General features: G+C 50.8%; 17 protein-coding genes and 6 pseudogenes. 10 read left to right on the top strand and 13 right to left on the bottom strand.

Annotation, left to right across the window (positions count from 1 at the left end; genetic code table 11):
* Positions 1 to 214: 214 nt before the first annotated feature.
* The 6 genes and pseudogenes from VSQ30_RS12025 to VSQ30_RS12000 all read left to right on the top strand — a co-directional run.
* On the top strand, positions 215 to 1,651 hold the full coding sequence (locus tag VSQ30_RS12025) for a ribonuclease H1 domain-containing protein (RefSeq protein WP_334464305.1): 1,437 nt from the start codon (positions 215 to 217) through the stop codon (positions 1,649 to 1,651).
* Positions 1,652 to 1,679: 28 nt separating this feature from the next.
* Positions 1,680 to 2,045, top strand: a complete 366-nt coding sequence (locus VSQ30_RS12020; protein WP_334464304.1) for a type II toxin-antitoxin system RnlB family antitoxin — start codon at positions 1,680 to 1,682, stop codon at positions 2,043 to 2,045.
* A gap of 492 nt (positions 2,046 to 2,537) precedes the next feature.
* The gene (locus VSQ30_RS12015; protein ID WP_334464302.1) at positions 2,538 to 2,714 is read left to right on the top strand and encodes a hypothetical protein; all 177 of its coding nucleotides are present in this window, start codon (positions 2,538 to 2,540) and stop codon (positions 2,712 to 2,714) included.
* 614 nt (positions 2,715 to 3,328) lie between these two features.
* Positions 3,329 to 4,548, top strand: a pseudogene (locus tag VSQ30_RS12010) (IS256 family transposase).
* Positions 4,549 to 5,673: 1,125 nt separating this feature from the next.
* Positions 5,674 to 6,606: a tetratricopeptide repeat protein gene (locus VSQ30_RS12005; protein ID WP_334464300.1), complete on the top strand. Its 933-nt coding sequence runs from the start codon at positions 5,674 to 5,676 to the stop codon at positions 6,604 to 6,606.
* A 269-nt stretch (positions 6,607 to 6,875) separates the two neighbouring features.
* Positions 6,876 to 7,030 (top strand): annotated as a pseudogene (locus tag VSQ30_RS12000) (IS256 family transposase); the annotation flags it as partial.
* A gap of 46 nt (positions 7,031 to 7,076) precedes the next feature.
* On the opposite strand, the gene VSQ30_RS11995 reads toward VSQ30_RS12000, so the two are convergent.
* The 5 genes and pseudogenes from VSQ30_RS11995 to VSQ30_RS11975 form a co-directional block, all read right to left on the bottom strand.
* Positions 7,077 to 7,902 (bottom strand): IS5 family transposase gene (locus VSQ30_RS11995; RefSeq protein ID WP_334464299.1). Its coding sequence is split into 2 segments (ribosomal slippage): positions 7,077 to 7,515 and positions 7,514 to 7,902, totalling 828 coding nucleotides; the frame shifts between segments, so codons are not numbered across the junction.
* A 135-nt stretch (positions 7,903 to 8,037) separates the two neighbouring features.
* Positions 8,038 to 8,169: pseudogene (locus VSQ30_RS11990) on the bottom strand (plasmid mobilization relaxosome protein MobC); the annotation flags it as partial.
* Complete coding sequence (locus tag VSQ30_RS11985) at positions 8,109 to 8,324, bottom strand: cysteine-rich VLP protein (RefSeq protein WP_502876242.1); 216 nt, start codon at positions 8,322 to 8,324, stop codon at positions 8,109 to 8,111. The gene VSQ30_RS11985 and the pseudogene VSQ30_RS11990, both read right to left, overlap by 61 nt.
* A gap of 118 nt (positions 8,325 to 8,442) precedes the next feature.
* Positions 8,443 to 8,535: pseudogene (locus VSQ30_RS11980) on the bottom strand (TnpW family protein); the annotation flags it as partial.
* A 173-nt stretch (positions 8,536 to 8,708) separates the two neighbouring features.
* Positions 8,709 to 9,041, bottom strand: a pseudogene (locus tag VSQ30_RS11975) (hypothetical protein); the annotation flags it as partial.
* Between the two features lie 85 nt (positions 9,042 to 9,126).
* Between VSQ30_RS11975 and VSQ30_RS11970 the strand changes: the two are divergent.
* A complete protein-coding gene (locus VSQ30_RS11970) occupies positions 9,127 to 9,492 on the top strand; it encodes a hypothetical protein (protein WP_334464296.1) in 366 nt (121 codons plus the stop codon).
* 261 nt (positions 9,493 to 9,753) lie between these two features.
* Here the strand turns inward: VSQ30_RS11970 and VSQ30_RS11965 are convergent.
* Both VSQ30_RS11965 and VSQ30_RS11960 read right to left on the bottom strand, forming a co-directional pair.
* Positions 9,754 to 9,948, bottom strand: a pseudogene (locus tag VSQ30_RS11965) (transposase); the annotation flags it as partial.
* 144 nt (positions 9,949 to 10,092) lie between these two features.
* On the bottom strand, positions 10,093 to 11,478 hold the full coding sequence (locus VSQ30_RS11960) for a sodium-dependent transporter (RefSeq protein ID WP_334464293.1): 1,386 nt from the start codon (positions 11,476 to 11,478) through the stop codon (positions 10,093 to 10,095).
* A 226-nt stretch (positions 11,479 to 11,704) separates the two neighbouring features.
* Here VSQ30_RS11960 and VSQ30_RS11955 point away from each other — a divergent pair, with 226 nt between their 5' ends.
* From VSQ30_RS11955 to VSQ30_RS11945, 3 genes are all read left to right on the top strand, one after another.
* A complete protein-coding gene (locus VSQ30_RS11955; protein ID WP_160641487.1) occupies positions 11,705 to 11,962 on the top strand; it encodes an IreB family regulatory phosphoprotein in 258 nt (85 codons plus the stop codon).
* Between the two features lie 59 nt (positions 11,963 to 12,021).
* Positions 12,022 to 12,312 carry a hypothetical protein gene (locus VSQ30_RS11950; RefSeq protein ID WP_334464291.1) on the top strand — a complete coding sequence of 97 codons (291 nt, stop codon included), beginning with the start codon at positions 12,022 to 12,024 and terminating at the stop codon, positions 12,310 to 12,312.
* A gap of 308 nt (positions 12,313 to 12,620) precedes the next feature.
* Positions 12,621 to 14,420, top strand: a complete 1,800-nt coding sequence (locus VSQ30_RS11945) for an S-layer homology domain-containing protein (RefSeq protein WP_334464289.1) — start codon at positions 12,621 to 12,623, stop codon at positions 14,418 to 14,420.
* A 203-nt stretch (positions 14,421 to 14,623) separates the two neighbouring features.
* Here VSQ30_RS11945 and VSQ30_RS11940 read toward each other — a convergent pair whose 3' ends face one another.
* The 6 genes from VSQ30_RS11940 to VSQ30_RS11915 all read right to left on the bottom strand — a co-directional run bounded on the left by VSQ30_RS11940 (position 14,624) and on the right by VSQ30_RS11915 (position 21,989).
* On the bottom strand, positions 14,624 to 15,832 hold the full coding sequence (locus VSQ30_RS11940) for an aspartate kinase (protein WP_334464288.1): 1,209 nt from the start codon (positions 15,830 to 15,832) through the stop codon (positions 14,624 to 14,626).
* A gap of 93 nt (positions 15,833 to 15,925) precedes the next feature.
* Complete coding sequence (locus VSQ30_RS11935; RefSeq protein ID WP_334464287.1) at positions 15,926 to 16,600, bottom strand: hypothetical protein; 675 nt, start codon at positions 16,598 to 16,600, stop codon at positions 15,926 to 15,928.
* Between the two features lie 13 nt (positions 16,601 to 16,613).
* Complete coding sequence (thrB, locus tag VSQ30_RS11930; RefSeq protein ID WP_334464285.1) at positions 16,614 to 17,510, bottom strand: homoserine kinase; 897 nt, start codon at positions 17,508 to 17,510, stop codon at positions 16,614 to 16,616.
* 16 nt (positions 17,511 to 17,526) lie between these two features.
* Positions 17,527 to 18,774, bottom strand: a complete 1,248-nt coding sequence (locus VSQ30_RS11925; protein ID WP_160641493.1) for a homoserine dehydrogenase — start codon at positions 18,772 to 18,774, stop codon at positions 17,527 to 17,529.
* 99 nt (positions 18,775 to 18,873) lie between these two features.
* On the bottom strand, positions 18,874 to 19,314 hold the full coding sequence (locus VSQ30_RS11920) for an ACT domain-containing protein (protein ID WP_334464283.1): 441 nt from the start codon (positions 19,312 to 19,314) through the stop codon (positions 18,874 to 18,876).
* 146 nt (positions 19,315 to 19,460) lie between these two features.
* Positions 19,461 to 21,989 carry a transglycosylase domain-containing protein gene (locus VSQ30_RS11915; RefSeq protein ID WP_334464281.1) on the bottom strand — a complete coding sequence of 843 codons (2,529 nt, stop codon included), beginning with the start codon at positions 21,987 to 21,989 and terminating at the stop codon, positions 19,461 to 19,463.
* Positions 21,990 to 22,013: the final 24 nt, after the last annotated feature.

Here is a 22,013-nt window from a genome sequence, read left to right as displayed (position 1 = left end):
ATCTATGAATAATTTATAAATTTGTTGAGCTATTTACAGATATGAAATATAATTATCTTGAAAAAAGATGTCTGCCTGTTGCTTAAATGTGCAAATACCATTCCCATAATCGACTAGAAGCTATAAATAGTAACGTTTAATTATACGATTAGAGTATGGAAGTGTTGACACATAAGGGAATACTTGCTATAATAAATCACTTTGGAGGAAAGTAATGGCGAAGAAAAAGATATATGCGGTAAGAAAAGGAAAATTAGTTGGGATTTTTAGAAGTTGGGATGAGTGCAGAGATTCAGTTAATGGGTATCCAGGGGCAGAATACCAGGGCTTTTTTACAGAGGAAGAAGCAAATGAATATTTATCTGGGATAGAGAAGAGCGAGTTGAATAGTTCTTTTGAAAAAAGGGAAGAATGTTTAGAAAATCAGATTATTGCATATGTTGATGGTAGTTTTGATGCAGATATTGGTAAGTATGCATTTGGTTGTATTATAATTACTCCTAATGGTGAGGTCGTTCGGGAGTCTGGAAATGGAGATAATCCTGATTCAATAGCGTTGCGAAACGTCACGGGAGAGATGCTCGGAGCAATGTTTGCTATAAAATGGTGTGATAAAAATGGATATTCTGCAATAGAGATATGCTATGATTATTTAGGTATAGAGAAATGGGCTACTGGCGAGTGGAAAGCCAAAAACAGTTTGACAAAGAAGTATGCGGATTTCATGAAAGAGAATAGTGATAAGCTTAATATTTCTTTCAAAAAAATCGCTGCACATACAGGGAATAAATATAATGAAGAGGTTGATAAATTAGCTAAAGCAGCATTGACGAATGGAAAGGGTATTCCTAAAATTAAAAAAGGAGATTTTTGGTTTACCGTTGATAATATCTCGTGGTCAGATTTAGAAACTATATTGATTTTGTTAGAGGAAGAATTTGGAACAAATAATATTCAGAAGGAAGAAAAAAGTATTGCATATGGGCGTTGTGTTTTATTAAAATTAGGCAATAAGGATAAAATAGTGATAAATTATTATAACAAGGGAAATAAACTTGTTATGCAAGGAAAACCCAAACAGCTTTTTTCAACAATTTTGTCATATGTGACTGAATTAGTAGAAATTGAGAAAATCCCACAGATATACAATGATACATACAAAATTAATATCGATAAAGATGAAATTTGTTCAAAAATTCAATATTATATGCCGAATGCTTATGATAAATTGCCAGCAAAAATGTCAAAGACATTGCATCAGGCAGTTTATAATTTAAAACTAGATGGGAATATGTTTGATGGCACATATTTGGCTCAACCAGTAATCAGAGCAATAGATGGTCATTTAAAAACGATTCTTTTGAATTTGGAGATTATTCCTGATTGGAAATATATAAAAGTAAATGGCTATGATATGTTTGAGAAAGTAGGGGCAAAATATAGGTTATGTTCTGACAGATATGGGAAAGCTACTACAGAACAAGTGAAATATATAGGGAATTGTTATACTTTCTTTAATAGTAACCGAAATAAATTATCTCATTGGGATGACCCTACAGCACCTTTGGACACAACAGATTTGCTTGATGTAGGAAGAGCACACGATTTAATTAAAAGAACATTATCGCTTATTGATGAATATTATGAATAAGTAGTAAAACCAAGAAAGGAGAATACATATGAATAATTTTGATATTGTAAATCTTGATAATAAAGAAATAAAACTCCTAGTTATTATGAAAACCAGTGATTCTCCTTTTGATTTTGTCAATGAACTTCAAGAACAATTAAGAACATTAGATTTTTCTGGTTTGTTTGTTATTGATGAATTACTGCATAGTGGCAATAATGATGAGCGATTTATTAGTGGTTTTTTTGATGGAAATTCGTTTGATAATTCAAAATTTAAATTTAAATATATAGATAAAAAAAGTATTATTCGTAGTTACATGTGCAATTATCTTAAATCTGATTTAGAAGTTTTGAATTATAGTAGTCTGACAGATAAACAGCAAAAATTGATTTCTCATGGGTGTGTTATATAGGTATAGTGTAAAGAGCAGATGTGATTAGATATATCTGTTATTTATTTGGAAAAATCGACTTGACAGTTATCCCCATCGTTCCATTACCAGATTGGAATGTAACACGGAGATACCAGCAAAAAATAACGTGGCAGCGGCAGACTACTTTACACTATCAAAATACGCCATTTTATGCCCTCCTGATTTGCTATATTGAAACATCAATACGTTGAATTTACATTTTTGTATTGTGATATAAAGAATAAAAGCATAAAACAGAAAATCTTAAATGATATTAAATTATATAATTAGGAAAGTGAATATTTCAAAAAAATAATAAATGATAAAAAATCTAAAGGGCTATATTTTTTCAGAGAAAAAAAACTCGGGAAATTGTATATGTTGGTGTTGGTGGTCTTGCCTTACAATCCTTAGGGAAAAGACTTAAGCAGTACATTAGACCCTCTGATGAGGGGACAAAGTCTTTCAAGTGTAAAGTGTGCGAAATTACAGATGATAAAGTCAAAAATAATTGGAAAAAGTTTAAAAAAGAATATCAAAAAAAACTGGAAAGAAAAATTCTCAGAATTTGAAGTGGGAGTTATATTATGTACTGATTATGAACAAAGAGATTTACTTTTTGAAGAAGCATTTGCTATTGCTGTTTTAAAACCAAGGTATAATTTTTAGTGAAATATATACTATAATTTAAAAGCAATAGTTCATACATTAATAAAAGTGATTCTAATTTTGGGCAGTGTTATTTTACATAAGGTACTATGTGCTAGTGTACTGACCATATTACATTTCGCAAAATATCTTGTCTGAATTTCCATCTGCAGCGTTAGATTTCCCAGACGTAGCCACCGCTACGCCGTCGGAAATCTGCCTTACAGACTGAAAATTCATTCTGCGTTATTTAACTGAAAGTAATCTGGTTGGTACACTAGTGCGAAGATACTTGATTCTATATTCGAAGGGACTGTTGATAAAAGTACTAAGTTAAATGCTATGCTTATATTTCAGGACGGAAATGTAACACGGAGACACTTGCAGAAAGCGGCGTAACAGCGGCAAACTGCTTTGTATATAAAATTGAATAGCGTACATGCCAAAGGACATTTCATCTTTTATTCAGGTGGATGTCCTTTTTTGTACCCATTTTCAGGAGAAAGGAGATTCACATGGAACTGAACGGGATAGATAAGGTAGAATAAGTTTCGCAAAAAGGAAAAGAGACATAGTTTGCAGAATTCTGGTAGAATGAAGTTACCACACACCATTCCGAAAGGAGACAGCAAACCATGTCTGAGAAGATTGTACAGCTAAACGAGGAAGTAATCAAGTGTCAGATCAAGGAACTTGTGCGAGGCAGCGTGGAGGAAACGCTGAACGAGCTGCTGGAGGCAGAGGCAGAGGTAGAGAAGTTGACCCAGGCGGCGCGGTACGAGCGCAATGAGCAGCGGCAGGGGTACCGCAGCGGCCACTACAGCCGTAATCTCACCACGACTTCCGGTGATGTCACCCTGAAGGTGCCCAAACTCAAGGGGATCTCTTTTGAGACTGCCATTATCGAGCGGTACCGCCGACGGGAGAGCAGTGTGGAGGAAGCGCTTATCGAGATGTATTTGGCTGGGGTGTCAGTCCGGCGGGTGGAGGATATCACCGAGGCGCTGTGGGGCAGCAAGGTATCTCCGGCCACCATCAGCGAACTGAACAAGAAAGCCTACGTCCATATCGAGGATTGGCGGAATCGGCCCTTGCAGGGCGGCAGATATCCCTACATTTATGTGGACGGGATCTATCTGCGGCGGAACTGGGGCGGAGAGTATGAAAATGTGGCAATCTTGGTGGCAATTGCGGTAAATGAGGATGGATACCGTGAGGTTTTGGGTGCCGCCGAGGGGATGAAGGAGGACAAGGCCAGTTGGGCCAGCTTCTTCCAATGGCTGCGTGGCCGCGGTCTGGACGGGGTCAAGCTGGTGGTTGGGGACAAGTGCCTGGGGATGCTGGAGGCTGTGGGAGAAGTGTTCCCGGAGGCCAAGTACCAGCGCTGTACGGTCCGCTTTTACCGCAATGTGTTCTCGGTAACACCTCGCTCCAAGGTAAAGCTGGTAGCCAAGAGATGCTCAAAAGATTTGCTTCGCAAACTTTGGCGATCCATGCTCAGGAGAGCAAAAAAGCCGCCCGGGAGAAGGCGAAAGCAGTTGTAGAGGAACTTCGTTCCATGAAACTGAAAGAAGCCGCCAAGAAGGTAGAAGATGGCATCGAAGAGACGCTTACCTACTGCGATTTTCCCAGCGAACACTGGACGCGCATCCGCACCAATAATGTCATTGAACGGCTTAACAGGGAAATCCGCCGCCGCACCCGTGTGGTGGGCTGTTTCCCGGACGGAAACTCCGCCCTCATGCTGGTCTGTGCCAGGCTGCGCCATGTAGCCGGTACTCAGTGGGGCAGTAAGAGGTACATGAATATGAAGCACTTAGAGGCAAGCCTGGAAGGTGTCTCTATCGCTGGCTGACTTCTTTCCCACAGAACCTGCTTACTATTTTGCGAAAAACTCTTGACACTACCCCGTGTGGATATTGCGGATGAAGTTTCAGTTTGCTTTTTGTGCTGGCTCTGCCTGGGATTCCTCTCTTTTTGTCTTGACCCACACCCCGGTCTCGCCTGCCGGCTCGGTCGGTTCGCACATGAGCGCCACTGGCGCTCGCTCACCCCACATGCGGAAATAAATGGAAACAGCTGGATACCTCCGGGTAGGAAGTTCCAGCCGTTTTTGCTTGCTTGACCTTCTTTCACATGACCTTGTCCATAAAATTTCCCATCTTATCTGCGGCTTGTTTCTGCTTGTTTTTCGATCATGCTTTCTCCGCCCTCTCTGACCGGATTATCTTTCATTTCAGTGCATATTCCTGCAACAGGTTGGTGCGGTTGCTCACGGAGGATTTGTGCTGCTGCCGGGGGTGAAACCAGACGCCCCTCACACATCGCCACAAATGCCTCAAAACGGCGTTTTGGGACTGCTCTCGTGCTTTCTTTTCTTCGAGAACGGCCCCAGTTCGCCTGACACGGCCCTCACAGGGGCCGCAAGCGGGTCACTTCCATGACTGGCACTCGTTGTGATACTCAATTTCTCCCTGGATGGGGAGAATCGCGAAAACCAGGTTGTCGTTCCGCACTTGAATGCTGTTGGCTGGGTTAGCTTTTTGCTAGACTAGGGCTTGTTTGAAAAATCGAAAACGTCGTCTTTTTTGCCATAAGAGGCCACCTTCTACGTCGAAAATCCTTGTCAATCACGAGATTGACTTGCGGTTTTCTTCTTGAAATTGTTCCTTTCTGGCCAAAAATCCGTCATTCCCTCTATTTTCAAACAAGCCCTAGTTGTGCAATCAGAGAATGTGTGGTAATATAGAAAACATAGGGTACATCCTTGTGGGTTTCGGTGGAGATGGAAACAGCAGTCGCCGCCCTTTCGGGTTAAATGGGTGCGGGTTCTGATTTGGGCGGCCTTCCCGAATGCACATAGATTCTTATTTCAGGTGCAAGGCCACGCAATATTGACAGACATCTAAACTCCATGTCAGCTTTTGTTGAGCTAGAATGTGCATCGCAATCGACAAAAATAGAATATGGGAGGACCATTATGAGCAGAGAAACCGAAAAAGTCTTGAAACAATTGACAAAGTACATGATGGAGCATCAAGATGAATTACGCAATGGCGTAAGTGAAAATGATCTGGCGCAACGGTTCATGGAGGAATATAATGCGTCACTGCAGCCCAATGATGTTCTTGAGGAGCCGCAGACCGCAGACGATTACATGGAACTGGCTGAAAACGTTTCCGCGAAAAAGAAGAAACTGGAATATCTTTCCAAGGCGCTGGAATTGGAACCGGATAATCTGGATGCCTCCCGTATGATAGCGGAGGTGAGCGCAAAAAAGCCGGAAGAGCTACTGGACGCGTTCTCTGCATTGCTTGAAAAGGGCGATTTTCTGATGGAGAGGGAGGGTTACTTTCGAGATGGTATAGGGGAGTTTTGGGGCATTCTTGAAACTCGGCCCTATATGCGTTTGCGACACAGCTATTTTGAATTACTGATTCAGTGTGGGATGATGAGCAAAGCTGTGAACGAAGGCGAGAGACTGTTGGAGCTTTGTGAAAATGACAACCTTGGCATTCGCTATGAGCTGATGCATCTCTATGCATATTTTGAAAATGAAGACGGTGCCCTTGCGCTCCACAAAAAGTATGACGGATATGAAGAGAGTCAAATGCTTCTCCCTTTAGCCGTACTATACTACAAAAAAGGTATTTTTGAACGCAGCATAGAATATCTCCGGCGTTTGGCTAAGGTGAATAAGGACGCAAAGAGATTTTTTCGTATCGTGTCCAAGAATGGCCCGGATAAATTATTGGAAGAAATGGGTCTATATGGCTATCGGCCGTTCACAATTGAGGAATTGATTGACGAATACCTTACGAACCGTCATTTATTTGACAGCGCGTCTTACTTTTTCGACTGGGCCTACAGGAATATGAGGAAACCTTCCCAGTCGACTGCGGCGTCAAAATAAGGATTTTACGTCAAAGCAGCCGAACCTTGAGAACCGCTGACCTCTGGGATCACAAAATATTTCCGAAACCAATCCCCGAACAGGCCCGGCAAGCGCCCCGTTTGCGCCGGATCTGGGCATACGATTCCAAATGGATTTCCATTACCCTGAGCTGGGGCCGATGATGTCTTTGACGCGGTAATCATCCTGCAAAATTGCGATAGAGACTTGCGAGAAGGTCAGCGGGGAGGAGCGATTTATTGCGATGACCGGAAAGAGAATTTGTGAACCATGCCCAGGAGAGCAAAAAGGCCGCTTGTGAAAAGGCGAAAGCTGTGGTGGATGAGCTGCACACTATGAAACTGTGAAGTTGAAGGAGACTGCCAAAAAAATTGAGAGTGACATTGAGGAGACTCTTACCTACCACGATTTTCCAAGCAAACACTAAACCTGCATCTGTACCAACAATTTAAATTAGACCTCTTGCGAAATTAGGCAAAACGGTCAAAATTGCAGATACCAGCAATCAAAGAAAAGCGAAATGCGAAACGATGCCTGCGGTTGCGATAGCGTTCAGAGAGAATGCGAAACCTTTTGACAAAGCGGATAGCGTGTTCAACAAAGATACGCTCCCTTGAAATCTTGCGGTTATCTTTGCGTTCTTGTTTGGACAACGGATGATTCTTGGAACGCTTTTTCGGCAGGAGAGAATTGGCGTGTATATGGGCAATCCCCTGGTATCCGGTATCCGCCTCCAACACCGTTTCTGCCTTGACATGGACATGAGAATCCTTGAATAGTTGAAAATCATGCCTCTTTCCGTTAGAAAATGCCAGTGTAATGATTTCTCCGGTTTGAAGGCTGACAAGCATCTGTGTTTTCAGCGTGTGCCGCTTTTTCTTTCCGGAATAGTATCGCTTTTGCTTTTTTTGGTCGTTCAATGGGCGATTCCGTTGCGTCAACCAGAATCACCTCATACTCGGCATCACTTTTCAGCGGCGCTTTCCGTCCTGGCAGCGAAAACGTTCCATCCTTTATCAGCGTGTCTTCCACCCACTTGATTCCTCGGTAGATATTACTTTCCGCTATCCCATAACTGGCCGCTATATGGGCATAGGTACGGTATTCCCGCAGATATTCCAGGGTGGCCAGCAGCAGATCCTCTATGCTCAGCTTTGGCGTCCTCCCACGGCGCCGGTGCTTTTCCGCATATCCTTTTTGCAGAATTTCTACCATCTTGTCAAATGTTGTCCGCTTTACCCCGGTAATTCTCCGAAATTTTGTGTTTGAATATTCCGCTAGCTTTTCGTATTTCATGCCTCTATTTTATCGCACTATTTTCATTTTCGCAAGAGGTGTATTCTATGCCCAAACGGACTGATCGATGGCGACTTATTCGTCTTTTGAAAAAGCGCGAACCCCTTTTTAGCAAGCAAAAAAATTCAAAATATCCAGCTTCTGGACGGGGGAAAGGTCAACATGGAGGATATAGCCGTTAAGGGCCATTTTGCGGATATAGGCACTCATATTGCGGATGCCCGCTTCTGTTCCCGGAGCGCGGCGCGGGCGCAAGCCTCGGAGCAGTAGCGCCGCCGCCCGTCCAGGAGAGCGGGCCGCCCGCAGACGGGGCAGGGCCGGGTTTTCGGGGCTGGCCCCTGGGCGGACAGGGCGGCCTCCAGCGCCGTGTCAAGGGGGAGGACGGCCTCCCGGAAGTAGCGGCAGTCTGCGCCTGTTTTCAAGCTGTCGGATTTCTTCCTCAATGCTCGTGATTTTTTCGGCTTTGGTCTTTGCCATGTATCAATCGCTCCTTTCGATTTTTGTGTGGAATGGATTTTTACGGACAATCGGTTTCCCGTTTTATTCCTGCTTATCGGCAAGTATCATTTTCAGAAGCTTGTCGCGGAATGTTTCTGTTCCGCTGTGGTTGAAAAACAGCTCCGCAAGGCAGGTTGGGGGGCAGGATTTTCTTTACATCCAGTTTCACAGTTCAATGCCCCCTTTCTTCCGGTTTTTGGCGGTATCCCGCGTCAGGTTCTTTGCAATCTCCTTGAAGTGGGAAAGCTGGCCTAACAGTGACGGCTTCTTCTGCGCGGAGCGGTTCAGGTTTTTCCCGGCATACTCGGCAAAGCCCGGTACCTGGCGCTGTCCGACGCGCCGGGCAGGTCTGTCCACCTCAGGGGATATCCCGGTAGCAACTCGCAATCCCCTGGGGTAAGCCTGCGGGTGGGGCGGGGCGGCTTCACCACCAGCTTGCCTTGTTCGGCGTAGATATTGCCCGCGCCTTTGCAGTCCCGTACAGCCAGCGTACCAGCCACAAGGGGCAGGTTATTGCCGCCTGTGCCCGCTCCCGCGCAGATGGTGGGTGACACAGACATCGGCCCTGTAAATCGCCCATCTTGCTTGTGGTTCTCAAACACCAGTGGCTGGTGCCCATGCTCCTGTGCCCGGAGGAGGCCTATGCAGGGCAATTCGTACCAACTAGCAGAACCATGTTCTGTTGAGATTAGAACATGGTTGACTTCCTGAACAGGTTGAAGTATAATGAACATTAACGCACTTAACTTGTTCTGGAGGGATAAAATCATGAGCGATCTCCCCATTGCAAAAAAGAAAGATATTCCCCTGGCGGTGTTGCTTTTGGCGGCGCATGTGGCGGTGAACTATAGGAGATTGATTGGAATTTTTACCGGACTCTCCTCTCTGGGTGCCGGAGGGGTTATCGGCCTCATGCAGTACCTGGCGAATGTGGTGTTGGCCCTTGTGCCGGTGGCAATGCTGGTGCTGGTAGCCATGTTCGTTTTCCAGGGCAAGGCGGTGGCGAAGGCCCTATTGGCTCTGTGTGTGCTCATAGTCCACAACCGTCAGCTGCCCGGTGTGCCACAAGAAGTATACCGACAACGGCAATAAACGCAGCATCCAGCGCAAGAATATGTGCAAGAGCTGTAGCATCGGATATAAAGCCACTAAGGACGCGCTTGGATGGTAAAGCAAGCCAATTATTGATTGACTGCCGTCTTTTCCGTTGCGCTTCGTATCAGCGGCCCTCCTCTCCGTTTTCCATCATTTCCTGACAGTAGGGGTTCCGGGCCATGACGGCCCACCAGGATGATGACAATAGTTTGCAGGGCGCTTGCAATGGCTCGGATAGGGACAGCCATTGTGCTAGTTCCATCGCCGGAACCGGGTGTACACACTTTTCCACAGGCCATACCGCTCCGGCAGGTTCCGCCATGGGATCCCTGTATTCAGCCAGTACAATATCCCATTGAGCATCATCCGGTTGTCCTTTCCCGGCCTTCCTCCATGCTTTGGCTTTTCTGGCGGCAACAGGTCTTTCACTTTTTTCCACTGTTCCTCTGTCATTTCATGTCGTTTCATTCTTCTATTTTACCATTGTTTCTCTTTGGGGAATACCATTTGTTTGAAGACACGCGCTAGTATCATAAGGTTATACCTGTAAATAAAATCCCCCCCGGCGGAGCCGGGGGGGATTTTATTTACAGGCTGTTATTTTTTACCGAACTGGTTCCAATATCCCATGATAAAGATGAACAGGACGATGACAGGCAGGATATACGTGACATAGAACCGCACGGCCCGGGGGAAGCGCATCCCCGTTCCTTCGTTGGCCTCGCGGAGGAAGTTTTCCCAGCCCCAGCCTCTTCTGGTGGTGCAGAACAGGACATAGAGCAGGGAACCTAGAGGCAGCAGGTTTTGGGACACCAGGAAATCTTCCAGGCCGGATATATCCATCCCCAGCACCGTAACGCCTGACCAGGCGTTGAAGCCCAGCACGCAGGGCATGGAAAGCAGCAGCACCCCGGCAAAGTTTATCAGCACAGCCTTGTCCCGGGACAGCTTCCAGCGATCCATGGTGAAGGAGATGATGTTCTCAAAAACGGCGATGACAGTGGATAGGGCGGCAAAGGACAAAAACAGGAAGAAGGCCCCGCCCCACAGCCTGCCTAAGGGCATATGGTTGAAGATATTGGGCAGGGTGACGAAAACCAGGGACGGGCCTTCCCCCGTGGATACGCCGAAAGCGGAACAGGCGGGGAAGATGATAAGCCCGGCGGTGAAGGCCACGCAGGTGTCTAAAAGGCTGATGCGCAGGGCTTCCCCGGTGAGGCGGTGCTCCTTGCCGATATAGCTGCCAAAGATGGCGATGGAACCCATGCCCAGGGACAGGGTGAAAAAGGCCTGCCCCATGGCGGCAAAGACAGTTTCTCCCAGAATCCAGTTGCCCTCCGCGTCATAAACCAGGTTGTGGAAATTGGGCTGGAGATAGAACCGCAGGCCCTCCCCCGCCCCTTCCAGGAGGACGGAATTCACCGCCAGCACCACCATCAGCGCCAGCAGGCAGACCATCATGATTTTGTTCACCCGTTCCACGCCGTTGCGCAGGCCCTGGAGGCATACCCCCATGCCAATACATACCACCACCGCCATGTAAAGGGTCATAATCCCCGGCCTGCCCATCAGGGTGTTGAACTGCTCTGCCACCCCTTGTGCGTCCAGGCCTGTGAAGCTGCCCTGCAGCATGCGGACAAAATATTGCAGAAGCCATCCGGCAATAACGGTATAGAACATCATCAGCAGGTAGTTCCCGGCAAAGCCGATATAGCTGTACCAGTGCCATTTTGTCCCCTTTGGCTCCAGCTTCTGGAAGGACAAAGCGATGCTCCGCTGGCTGGCCCGGCCTACAGAAAGCTCCATGACCATAACGGGCAGGCCCAGTATAGCCAAAAACACCAGGTACAGCAGGACAAAGGCCCCGCCGCCGTATTTGCCCGTGATATACGGGAACCGCCACACATTTCCCAGACCAATGGCACACCCCGCTGAGATGAGCACAAACCCAAGACGCGAGGAAAACGTTTCTCTTTTTTCCATCCTGACATACCCCTTTACCTTTTTTAGAAGCTGTTCCTATCGGTACAGGTTCTTAAACTCTGACGAACCGTATACTACAATTGAATTGTAGCATATTTCAAGCGCTTTGCCAAGAGGAAAACAGGGCTGGGCAGGGCTTTGGCGCAAAAAAAGCTTGCAATTGGAGGCAAAGTCCTGTACAATAAAGGAGAATATGAATTTGAGCCTTTGATTTGGAGGTGCTACCATGCCGGATGAGTTTTCCAACAATACCATCACCTTCTCCCTGGATCCTGTGCGGGAGGCGGACATGAAGCGCATTTTGCTTACGGTTTATGACGCCCTGAAAGAAAAGGGGTACAATCCCGTCAGCCAAATCGTGGGGTATCTGCTCAGCGAAGATCCCACTTACATCACCACCCACAACAACGCCCGCAGCCTTGTGCGCCGCATTGACCGCGACGAGCTTTTAAAGGCCATGGTGCGCTCGTATCTGGGAGAATGATCAGGGCTGCAGAACATCTGATATCATGTTAACTTTTATTTTGAGAAGGCGGTGATTATTTGAGCCAGCAGAAGCAAGGCTTTCCCACCTATAAGGGCAAGCCCCTGGTGCGCAGCGGCGACACCATTTATTACGGGAGTATGCGGGACAAATATGTGATTAAGATGGACGTGAAGTCCAAGAAAAAGGTGGGGGATCTGGAGGTGGCTGACAAGGTTGTGGTGCAGCTGATGTACACAGACCCTGAGATCCGCACCCGCAAGCAGATTGTGAAAACCAGCGAAAAGGACGGGCTGTATCTGGCGCTGGACATTGCAGACGCATGGCTTGCCCGCGCCCTGGCGGACTGAACCGCTATGGAACGGGCGCAGGCGCAAAGGGGAGCTTAGTACGGCGGTTTGGCCTCGCTTAGCCGGGGCAGGCCGCCGTTTTTCTTTGCGGGTTTCTTTATGGCGTTTGGGGAAAAAGCTTCCAAAAAAGTGAATACTCTGTGAATTCTTTCCTTTTCCCTTGCAAAACCATTGCAAATATGTTACAATGTAACCGTTTTGTAACTATTGTTTTCTCCTTATGCGGCGCTTGAGGAGTTCAAACAGAAAAACCGCGGGCGGGGCTTCCTGCTCCTCACCCCGCCTTTCATGATTGAGAGGGATCCTTTATGACAGGAATCAAACAAAAAGCAAATATTTTCCAGAAGCTGCTGTGCCTTCTGCTGGCAGCGGCAATGCTTGTTTCCCCGGCCTTTGTCCCAAAGGCCCGGGCCGCAGGTGCTGCCACAGGCATTGGCCTTGCGGAGCATGGCATTAAGGCCCATGCGGAGGGCTGGAAATATCAGTATGGCGGCAAGGGGGAGTATGTGGGCGGCACCCGGGTTTCTGACTGCGCCGGGCTTATTTACGCGTACTTTTCCGATATGGGTATGCGGGATCCGGCGGGCAACTGCACTGGCCACGTGAACCTCAGCAAGTTCCACGGCACCATCAGCGAGTGCCTGCCTAACATCCATGGCCTTTTGCTGACCATGCCGGAGTATAACGCGCCGGAAACCGGGATTTACTCCCACATCGGCATTTATATCGGCGGGGGCATGGCGACAGACAACAGCGATTATACCTATAACATGCGCAGGCTGCCGGTCAATGCCCCCGGGCGGGACTGGAACGCCTGGCACCTGCTGGACAACGGCCTGCTGTATCCCAGCAACGGCTGGTATGAGATGGATCAGAAAATGACCCACTATACAAGCTACCAGTACGACACAGATACGGTGATTGACGGCCTCACCATTAACAGCGAGGGCTACGCGGTAGACGAGGCAGGGGAATACCTGCCTGTGGATGAAACCATGCTGAGCAATGACTTTGTGCCTGCCTCTGTTGTGGCGGATCATCTGGCTACCCTTTACAGCGGCAAAGACAACACCCATGATCTGGTGTACGGCGTGCAGCCCGACCCGGATGACCCCGCCTATAACGGCATTATCACCGGGACAGGGGTAAACCTGCGGGCCGAGCCTACCACCCAGTCTTCTGCTGTGCGGGTGCTGCACAAGGGGGATCTGCTGAAGATAACCGGAGAAGTGGAGGGCATGGAAATCACAAGCGGCGGGAAAACCTCCTCCCTGTGGTATGCTGTTACCACTGCCACCGGAAAGAGCGGCTATGTTTGCAGCCTGTTTGTCTCCAAACGGAATGTTCCCGGCGGAGAGCTGGAGGCCCCTGTCATTGAAAGCGACGGCTATTCTGTTACAATCACCAGCAAAGACGAGGACGCCGACATCTATTACACCACTGACGGCACAGAGCCTACAGAGGACAGCACCCCTTACGTGGGGCCGGTCTATATGACAGGCTGCACCTATAAGGCTGTTGCCATAAAGGACGGGGCCGCAAGCCCTGCGGCCGTATCCACAGTGCTTTCCAACGGTACGGTTTTCACAGATTTCACCTATGCCGACTGGTATGCCGGGAACATCGACCAGGCTGTGACCTACGGGCTTTTCAAGGGCGTGGGGGAGAACAAATTTGAGCCGAACAGCAGGGTGCAGCGGGGGCAGTTTGTGCTGGTGCTGGCAAACCTTGCCGGGGTGAACCTGGACGCCTACAGCGGCGTTACCTCCTTTGCCGATGTAAGCCCCAGCGCATATTATGCTAAGGCTGTGCAGTGGGCCAGCGAGACAGGTATTACCAATGGGGACGGCACTGGGTTCCGCCCCACAGATTCTATCAGCCGCCAGGAAATGTGCGTGTTGATTTACCGCTTCCTGGGCCTGCGGCCTGTGGACATATACGCCTCCTTTGCAGATGATGGAAAGATAGCCTCCTGGGCAAAAGACGCGGTTTATACCTGCCGGGGGGCCGGCATTATCAACGGCGTGGGGGATAACCAGTTTGACCCCTTAGGCACTGCCACCCGCGCCCAGGCCTGCGTGGTTGCGGTGAACTGCTATAACCAGTAAGGGCATGTGCGCTGGATTAATAGAGATTTTTACATACAGAAAGGACGGGCGCTTTATGCGCCCGTCCTTTTTTGTGCTTTAAGAATATCTAAACGAATGTTCAAAGCAAAGCGTGAAACACGAAAGTTTCGTCAACCTTTTCAAAGGTTGCAGGGTTCTTAGGGACAGAGTCCCTAAGAACCCGGAGGCATTGCGTTTCAGCCTTAGCTTTCAAAGAATTTCTGGTGGATAGCCTCCACAGCCCGGTCGCTGTCAGATTTGTGAACCAGTACGGAAATCTTGATTTCGCTGGTGGAAATCATCTGGATGTTCACGCTGCGGCTGAAAAGGGCCTCGAACATTTCCGCCGCCACGCCGGGATGGCTTTCCATGCCCGCGCCCACAATGGACACCTTGGATACGTTGTCGTCCGCCACAATGCTGGAAGCGCCCCAGCGCTCGGTGTAGTCCTGCAGGAGGGTGAGGGTGTCCTCCATTTTGTTTTTCTCCACAGTAAAGCTGATGTCCTTGGTGCCGTTTCTGCCGATGGACTGCAGGATAATGTCTACGTTTACGCCTTTTGAAGCCAGCTTGGAGAAGATTTTAAAGGCCAGGCCCGGTTTATCCGGCACGCCGATAATGGAGATGCGGGCAATATTGTCATCCTTTGCCACACCGCTGATGAGCATTTTTTCCACGTTGCTTTCCTCCTTCACGATGGTGCCCCGGCTGCGTGTCAGGCTGGAAAGCACCTCAAGCTCAATATTGTATTTCTTCGCCATTTCCACAGAACGGTTGTGGAGCACCTGCGCCCCCAGGGTGGCAAGCTCCAGCATTTCGTCGTAGGAGATGCTGGGAAGCTTTACGGCGCCGGGAATTTTCCGGGGGTCAGCGGTATACACGCCGTCCACGTCTGTGAAAATCTGGCACAGGTCGGCGTGCATGGTGGCCGCAATAGCCACGGCGCTGGTGTCAGAGCCGCCCCGGCCCAGGGTAGTCATGTCCCCATAGCGGTTTACGCCCTGGAAGCCTGTCACCACCACAATGCGCCGCTTGTCGATTTCCTTCTTGATGCGGGCGGCGTCCACCTTCTTAATGCGGGCGTTGCCGTAATCGGAGGTGGTGTCGAACCCTGCCTGCCAGCCCAGAAGGGACACCACTGGGTATCCCATGCGCTCGATAGCCATGGCTAAAAGGGAAGCGGAAATCTGTTCCCCGGCGGAAAGGAGCATATCCATCTCCCGCTTGGAGGGCTTCTCGTTTATCTCCGCCGCCTTCTCGATGAAATCGTCGGTGGTGTCCCCCTGGGCAGAGACTACCACCACCACATCGTTGCCCTCTTTGTAGGCTGAGGTTACGATGTCCGCCACGTTGTTGATGCGTTCGGCGTCCCGGACGGACGTGCCGCCGAACTTCTGCACGATGAGTGCCATAGTCACACGCTCCTTCTTTCCTTATTGGGCTGCCGCCCAAACCTGCTTTAAGAAACTTTTTGAAAAAAGTTTCTTAAAAATCTTCAAAAACTTTTACGGCTCTGCCTGCAAATTCCCGGAGGAAGCGATGGGGTAGTCCGGGACGGACTCCAGATTCCCGGAGGAGGATATATATTTCTCCGGCAGCAGCTCCAGGTTGCCGTCGGTGGCTGTTGGCGGGTTGAACCATGCGTCCGTATTGGTGGATTCGTATAAATCTGCCACCTGTTGCCACAGCGCTGCTATAGCTTCCATGACGTCTTCCTCACCCAGGGCGTGAACTCGGTCTAGGCACTGCTTTGGAGTGGTGCCCTCTTCCCATACGAAAGCCTTTTCATAATAGGGTTTTAACTGTTCGAACAGCTCCCGGCAGGCCGCTTCCTCCGGGTGGGCGATATTGATCTGCGCCAGCATAGAGTAAGTCCCCATCAGCGTGGCAAGCTTGTTCTTTCCTGGTATCTCACTGGTGTCATCCAGCATTTTATCTATGTTGCTCATGCCGGACTGTTCATGCCATGCTTCCCAGTCAGCCAGGGTTTGGGGAAGTTTGTTAAAGTCTGGGGGGAAGTAGGACGATTTTTTCATATAGGAACTCGTCCATGTTTCTTCCCGCTGATGCCTATCCAGCGCCTGCTTGCCCACAATGATGCCTGCTATCAGGCCCACACAGGCCAGCAGAATCACCCAGGGAAGCCATTTTTTCTTTTTGGTGTTTTGCGTATTTTCCATTTTGAACCTCCGTTCACTCTATCACAATTTTCGCGCCCTCCCTGGCGGCGCTGAGGATTTCCACCCGCCAGCCCTTAATGCCTTTATCCTCCAGGTGCTTTTTGCAGCTTTCCCCGAAGGCCGCGGCCTCCTGGGAATCCACCATGGCGATGATGGTAGGCCCGGCGCCGCTGACATAGGTGCCCAGGGAGCCTAATTCGTAGCTCATGCGGAACACGTTGTCGTAATTTTCAATAAGCCCGGAGCGGTAGGGCTGGTGGAGCCGATCCTGCACCGCCACTCTCAGGTTATGCAGTTCGCCGGAGAAAAGGGAGGCCGTCATCAGGCCGGAACGGGAAAGGTTATACACCGCGTCCTCCCGGCTGTATTCCCTGGGCAGGGCGGCCCGGGCCTTTTCCGTTTTCAGCTCGAAGGGGGGGATCATCACCGCAAAGCGGATTTTGTCGGAAACGGGCACGCTCACGCTGTACACCCGCTCCCCTTCCATGGCAGAGGCCACCAGGCCGCCGGAAAGGGCGGGGCTGGTGTTGTCCGGGTGGCCTTCGATTTTAGCGGCCAGGTGGATTAAATCATTGTGGGACATGGGGTTGCCCATAAAGCGGTTGGCCCCTAAAATCCCGGCCACAATGCAGGCAGAGCTGCTGCCCAGGCCCCGGGCCAGGGGGATGTTGTTTTCCTGGATGATTTTCAGCCCCGGCAGCTTTTTGCCGCAAATTTCATACAGGTGCTTTGCTGCCCAGAAAATCAGGTTGGTGTCGTCGGTGGGCACCCTTACCCCGTCGGTGCAGGTGATGGAAAGCTCGTCAGATTCCTCCATCCACACCCGGTTCTGCATGGTCAGGGCAATGCCCAGGGAGTCGAAGCCTGCGCCCAGGTTGGCGCTGGTGGCGGGTACGTCAATGCGGATCACAAGAAGCCCTCCTTTTTTAATATGCAGAAAGTACAATGCGGCCCAGGAGGGACACGCCCTTTTGAGACAGGGCTTCTGCCTTCTGGTCAAAGTCCCGCTGGCTGAGGGCCTGCACTGTAAACCCGGCCTCGCCCTCGGCTTCCCCTTTGCGGATCAGGCGCTTAATATCCCCGAAAGCAGCCTCGGCGCAGGCAAAGGCGGCGTCGGACGTGCCCGGCCCCTGAATGTGGACAAAGAAATTCTGCCGCAGCTCCTCATAAGGCTCTACATAGCCGGGCTTTGCGTCCTCCCAGTACAGGTATTTGCGGGCCTTCATGTGCTTCACGCAGTCGATAACGTCTGCTACCACGGCGCTGGCAGTGGGGAGCTTGCCGGCCCCTTTGCCGTAAAACACCACGTCGCCTGTGGCGTCTCCCCGCACCAGGATGCCGTTAAACACATCGTCCACCCCGGAAAGCTGGCTTTCCCGGCTGATAAACATGGGGGCCACCTGGATGTGGATTCTGCCGTTTTCCAGGGCTTTCACTTCCCCAATCAGCTTGATAACCCCGCCCCAGGCCTCGGCATAGGCCACGTCCTCCAGGGTGACCTGGGAGATGCCCTCTGTATGTACCTGCTCCGGGTATACGTGGGAGCCAAAGGAAAGGGAAGCGAGAATGCAGATTTTCCGGCAGGCGTCTGCCCCTTCAATGTCGGCGGAGGGATCCCGTTCCGCATAGCCCAGCTCTTGGGCCATGCGCAGGGCGTCTGCAAAGGCCATGCGCTCCCGGATCATTTTCGTCAGGATGAAGTTTGTGGTGCCGTTTAAAATGCCCGCAATTTCCGTTACCTCGTTTGCCGCCAGGCACTGGCTGATGGGCCGGATAATGGGGATGCCCCCGCCAACGCTTGCCTCAAACAGGAAGTTGAGGTTTTTCTCCTGGGCCAGCGCCAGCAGTTCCGCACCCTTTGCGGCCACCAGCTCTTTATTGGAGGTCACCACGCTTTTGCCATTTTCCAGGCAGGCCTTTACATAGGAGAAGGCTGGCTCCAGGCCGCCCATCACCTCCACCACAATGCTTACCTCCGGATCTGCCAGGATGGCGCTGAAATCCTTTGTGAAAAGCTGGGAATAGGGCAGGCCGGGAAATTCCCGCAAATCCAGGATGTGCTTGAGTTCCACAGCCTCCTTGGCCCGGCGGGCAATGCTCTCCTCGTGGGTGCGCAGCACCTCCACTACGCCTGAACCTACCACGCCGTGCCCTAGTACCGCTATTTTCGCCATGTTGTTTCCCTTCCCTTTTCTATGTATTAGACGCGGCAGCCGCCCTTTTGGTAAGTGCTTTCTGAAAAAAAGCGGCTGCCGCTGAAAAAATGTTGCTTTTTATTGATCCAGCATACTGTCCAGGCACACCACGCCTTCCACCTGCTTGAGGTTTTCCAGCAGCCGGGGGACAGCGTGATCCATCTGATCCGTATAAGCGGAGACGGAAACGAAAGCCCGCCCCTTTACCGGGATGTTCTGGTTCACTGTGAGGATATTGGCCCCTGACTCGTAAAACACCGTGAGAAAGCGCACCAGCACCCCGGGGCGGTCGCTTAAAAGGGCCTGCACTGTCAGGATGCCTGTGGCTCCCTGCCGGGTGTAGGGGAACACTGCGTCACGGTATTTATAATATACGCTGCGGGAAATGCCCGCCATGCGTACCGCCTCAGAGGTGCTGCCTGCCTTGCCGCTTTTCAGAAGGTCGTTTGCCTGCACCACCTTCTGGTATATTTCGGGCAGGGCTTTTTCTTCCACTACGAGATAAGAATCCTTTTCCATTGTTCACCTATAAAATACGATTGTCTTTTGTACATGAACAGTTTACCATAGCCAGAGAAAAATTGCAACCATTGTGTAAGCAAAAAAACTGCCGAAAGGCGCTGCGCCCTCCGGCAGTTTTTTGTTGTATTTTACGTGCCCTGGCTTTACGCGGCAGGCACGTTCGGCTCAAAGTCTGGAATAGAGGTGACCGGTGGCGGCTCGGGCGGGCTGGGCGGCTCCGAGGGGATAGGAGGCTCTGAGGGGAAGGACACAAAGGGATCGGAAGAAACAGGAGGCTCCGTATCGCTGCTGAAGGGAGGCTCTAAGCCGCTGCTGGACTCTCCGCCGCTGCTTTCTCCCGGCGAGGGGGAAACAGAAGGATCTGCCGAAGGAGATGTGCTGGGGCTGGCAGAGGGGGAGGCGCTTGGCCCGGCCGAGGGGGAAGCCGACGGCGAGGGAGAAGCCGCCTTGCCTGCAATGTGGTCAGAGCCGCCGTTGCAGGTGCGGGGGATGTTGTCTGGGGAATAATACCCCAGGGCTGTGTCGTAACAGCTTCCTCCGGCAATCAGCCCGCTGCTGCGGCAGAAGGTGCGCTGCACCACGTTTTCGCTGAGGACATACTGTTTGCCGGACCAGTCGTAATTGTCCAGCAGATGCTGGATGACCGCCCGCCACAGCACCTTGGTGGTGGTGTCGTCCTCTAGCTGCACGCTGTATTCATAGCCGTTCCACACGCCTGCCACGCAGAAGGGGGTGCCGCCTACAAAGTACAGATCCTTAAAGCTGTCGGTGGTGCCGGTTTTGCCGAAAATATCTGTGGGCAGGCCGGAAAGGTAGTCGTAGGCTGTGCCGATGGAGGCATTGTAAATAGGCTCGTGGAGGAGCTTGTTCATAACAGTGGCGTTCTCCGGGGTCATCACCTGTTCTCCGGGGTTGTCCCGGTTGTCCAGAATCACATTTCCATTATGATCCTTCACGTAATAATACGTCATGGGCTTGTGGTACACGCCGCCGTTTGCGAAAATGCAGAAGGCGGCGGTCATGTCCCGCACAGTGACGCCGTAGGTCTGGCCGCCGATAGCCACAGCAGGACTGTTGCGGTCTTCCTCCACCAGGGTGGAGAAGTGGAGCTTGTCCACCAGCCACTCATAGCCCGCCTGGGGGGTGATGTCATAGGCAAGCCAGGCCGCCGGTGCGTTCTGGGACATGGCGATGGCCCTGTCCACGCACATATATTTCTGGTAGGTTTCGCTGAAGTTCTGGGGCCAGCCCCGGTTCCCGCTGCTGAACTCCGGGATGGGCTGGTCTTTCAGCACGCTGCCATAGGTGATGGCGCCGTTTTCAATGCCCATGGCATAGGGCCACAGGGCCTTTATAGACGAACCGGACTGCCGGGCGCTCTGGGTGGCGTTATTGAACAGGAGCAGGCCGTTTCTGGCCTCCCGGGCGCCGATAACCGCCATGACCTTGCCGGTGTAGGGATCCATCATAAAGAAGCCAAGCTGTACGGCAGGGTCGTCAGGGAGCATGTCTGTGTTTGTCAGGAACAGGTGCTCCATGTCCTGCTGCAGCTTCAAGTCCATGGCGCAGTGGATTTCCAGGCCAGAGTTATACATCATGCTCACAGCGTTTTCCCGGCTGTAGCCGTATTTCTCCATCAGGTCTGCCACCACATCTTCAAACATGACGTCAATATACCAGTTCCATTTCATCTGATCCTGGCTGGCCTCGTGTTCTTCGCTGGTGTCTGCCTGCTGGCCCCCGTCAAAGGTCATGGTTTCCAGTTCGGCTATAGCCTGGTCATACTCGGCCTGGGTAATTTTCACCAGGCGGGGATCGGTGAGTTCCCCCTTTTGCGAAAGTTCCAGCATACGGTCCAGCACGTCAACGCAGCGCTTTTTGGAGTCCTCCGGGAATATCTGGGGATTATACTGCCAGGGATACTGGGTGATGCCCGCTATCAGGGCGCACTCCGCCAAGGAGCAGTCCCCGATGGTTTTGCCAAAATAGGACAGGGCGGCGGCCTCCACGCCCTGGTTGGTCCCGCCATAGTTTACCAGGTTCAGATAGGCCTCCAGGATTTCTTCCTTGGTATACAGGTCGTCCTCCATGTTGAGGGCTGTGAAGATTTCCTTCACCTTCCGCAGGATGCTCACCTGCTTTTCGCCTGTGATGTTTTTAATAAGCTGCTGGGTCAGGGTGGAGCCGCCGCGGCCCGCGCCGCCGCCCACGCCCATCAGGCCCGCCACAGCGCCCAGGGTGCCCCGCCAGTCCACGCCCTTGTGCTCGTAGAAGCGGTGATCCTCAATGCATATCTGGGCGGTCTGCATAATGGGGGGGATATCCTTTAAAGGCATCCACACGCGGTTTTCATCCCGGTGCAGCTCCTGATATTCATATTCTGTGCCGTCATCGTTTTGCAGGTAGATGTGGCTGGAATATTTCAGCGCCATGGCGGAGATGTTGGGAGGCTCCACGTCCTTGAAGCTGAGAATAAAAGAGGCCACAGACAGGAACACCAGAAGCCCTGTGATGAAGGCCACCCAGAAGATGGTTTTAATGGTTTTCCACACCATGCCGCCCATGGTGCGCACAGTGGCCCCGGCAGTTTGGGAAAACTCCCCCTCCACCCGCTGGGAGGGCGCTGGGACGATAGGGGTATTGTATTTGTTCAGGTCTTGGTTTTTTCGCACGATGTACCTCCTTTATGCCCCGGT

This window comes from Acutalibacter sp. JLR.KK004 (assembly GCF_036941085.1).
Classification (GTDB): domain Bacteria; phylum Bacillota; class Clostridia; order Oscillospirales; family Acutalibacteraceae; genus Acutalibacter.
The sequence above is the reverse complement of the archived record's forward strand: the minus strand, read 5'-3'. Positions and strand labels throughout refer to the sequence as shown.